Below are 2,152 nucleotides of genomic sequence, written 5' to 3'. Positions count from 1 at the left end.
TGTGCACCTTGCTGATTGGGAAGCCTTCTGCCAACGGTTGGTATTGACCGGCAGATAGGTAGGCAAAAAAGTGCAGGCTGCTTTTTATCGCCCCAACCCTGTTTCAGACGGCCTCTAAAGCAGCCTGCACCTTATTTTTCATTGTCAGATGACCAGAAACCGAGTATCCCATGCCTCAAACCTATTTCACAGCCGACTGGCACTTCTCCCATCCCAACATCGCCCGATACTGCCCGCAATTTCGCCTGCAAAGCGATAACGCCGACGAGTTGAACGAATACCTGATCGACTGCTGGAACCGCGTCGTTACCCCGCAAGACACTGTGTACAACCTCGGCGATGTCTGCTTTGCCAAAAAGCCCGCACACATCGAAGCCGTGCTGCAACGGCTTAACGGGCAACACCATTTGATTTACGGCAACCACGACTACCTGATTCGGCAAAACGAAGCACATTTCCTCAACACGCGCAAAGCCGACGGCCATCCGTTGCTCTCGTCCGCCAGCCATTACCTGCGGCTCAAACTGCCCGAAATCGGCAATACCGCGATTTTGTGCCACTATCCCTTATACGAATGGGACGGCATCCACCACGGCCTATACCACCTCTACGGCCATCTGCACGACCGCATGGCCGCCGTCAAAGGGCGTGCCCTCAATGTCGGCTGGGATATGCACGGCCGTTTCCTGACCGAACAAGATATTGACAGCTTCCTGCGCGACCTCCCTGCCGTTCAGTATTTCGACGACAAGCAAAACGTTATTGTCGGCAACAGCACGGAAGATGCGGCTGCAAAAGTTCGGGCGAGATTGACAGCATTGAATGAATGAGCTTTTATTTTAGAGATGAATTTTCAGGTAGCCTTGAATAGTGCAGGCTGCCTGAAAAACAGTCGGCATAACAAAAGGACGGGTTTTCAATCCGTCCTTTCCGCATCAGCAATACCGCCAAGTGTCCCGCATAAAATGAAAGATCTCGTTTAACGGCACAGGCGAAAGCGAAAACAGCTTGTCTCCTTTCTTCTGCTCCACTTCCAAAATCAACATACAGCCTTCCGACAACTTCCCCTGTCGGTCAAATTCCAATTCTTTGATTTTGACCGACCGGGTGATGCCGTTGTCCGCCAAGTTCTGCCGGTATGCCTCGCCCGTGTGCCCGTAAAAATGGTAGGCAAACGCCAGCTGGTCCAGCACCTCGGCAATCTCTCCCGCGCCGTAACCGCTTTGGCTGTCGGTGGGCTGGTCATGCGTTATCAGCAGATCGGGGTCGTGCTTGTTTTTCAGGCAGTCTTTAATAAAGCGGCGCAAGGTTTGCCGTTCATACTCCTGAATAAATTCGCCGTGCGGCCGCTGTTTCCTATCGCCAATGCGCCCGATGCCGAGAATTTCCAGCGACTCGCTATCTTTCTGCAACACAAACGGCTCGCCTGTTTTCAGCACCCAAACGCGCCGATACGCATCAATCGGAAAAGCAGCCTGCACGCTTTGCCGTTCCAATTCATCCAAAAATTCATGGTCCTCATGATTGCCGCGCACACAGAGCATATTGAGGTTGAGCCGCTCGAGGAATTGGGCGATCGGCGGCTTGGCGTGCACAAAATCATCCATAAAACCCAATTCGTCGCGGTCCCTCGCCGCATGACGCAGCGTGGCCTTGTCCATACGTCCCTTATCCGGAAATGCGCCCATATCGCCGCATTGGACAATTAAGTCTATGGGTTGGCCGGTGGTTTGCTGGTAGTGGTGTGCCAACTTGAAGGGGAGCAGGAATTTGCCGTGGATGTCGGCGAACAGGGCAAGGCGGATCATGGGGAATGATTTAATTGGGTGGGTAAAAATGGGTGTGTAGATACAATACACGTTATTGCTCTAAAAAAAACAGTTCAACAGAAAGTATTAAATATTTCGTTTTTTCATGGCTTATCTTTTTATTTTAAAGATAAAATTTCAACAGATGATATTTTTTGTGGGGTTACGACAATACGCAATTCAGCATAATTTTTTATCAGAATAGCTATTCGAATAAAGAAATATACGCAAGCCAAAATCATAACACCATGTTATTCATCAAGCAGGCTGATGATGTTCATTTGAAAATAAAAGGGGCTGTCCTAGATAACCAGGTTAGACTATCTTTTACCATTTGTTTTAAC

The 2,152-nt window shown here is 49.7% G+C and carries 2 protein-coding genes; one reads left to right on the top strand and one right to left on the bottom strand.

Annotated features, from left to right (window positions below; all coding sequences use genetic code 11):
* The first annotated feature begins 170 nt into the window (after positions 1 to 170).
* On the top strand, positions 171 to 830 hold the full coding sequence (locus HMPREF2796_RS03970) for a phosphoesterase (RefSeq protein ID WP_070495266.1): 660 nt from the start codon (positions 171 to 173) through the stop codon (positions 828 to 830).
* A 105-nt stretch (positions 831 to 935) separates the two neighbouring features.
* On the opposite strand, the gene HMPREF2796_RS03965 is transcribed toward HMPREF2796_RS03970, so the two are convergent.
* Positions 936 to 1,808, bottom strand: a complete 873-nt coding sequence (locus HMPREF2796_RS03965) for a metallophosphoesterase family protein (protein ID WP_083308640.1) — start codon at positions 1,806 to 1,808, stop codon at positions 936 to 938.
* Positions 1,809 to 2,152 lie beyond the last annotated feature (344 nt).

This window comes from Eikenella sp. HMSC071B05, assembly GCF_001811325.1.
Classification (GTDB): domain Bacteria; phylum Pseudomonadota; class Gammaproteobacteria; order Burkholderiales; family Neisseriaceae; genus Eikenella; species Eikenella corrodens.
This window is presented reverse-complemented; position numbering and strand designations above follow the sequence as displayed.

What these genes read in the sequence shown, in the direction of transcription:
- HMPREF2796_RS03965 (WP_083308640.1), bottom strand. Translation starts at nt 1,808, where the DNA reads ATGATCCGCCTTGCCCTGTTCGCCGACATCCACGGCAAATTCCTGCTC.
- HMPREF2796_RS03970 (WP_070495266.1), top strand. Translation starts at nt 171, where the DNA reads ATGCCTCAAACCTATTTCACAGCCGACTGGCACTTCTCCCATCCCAAC.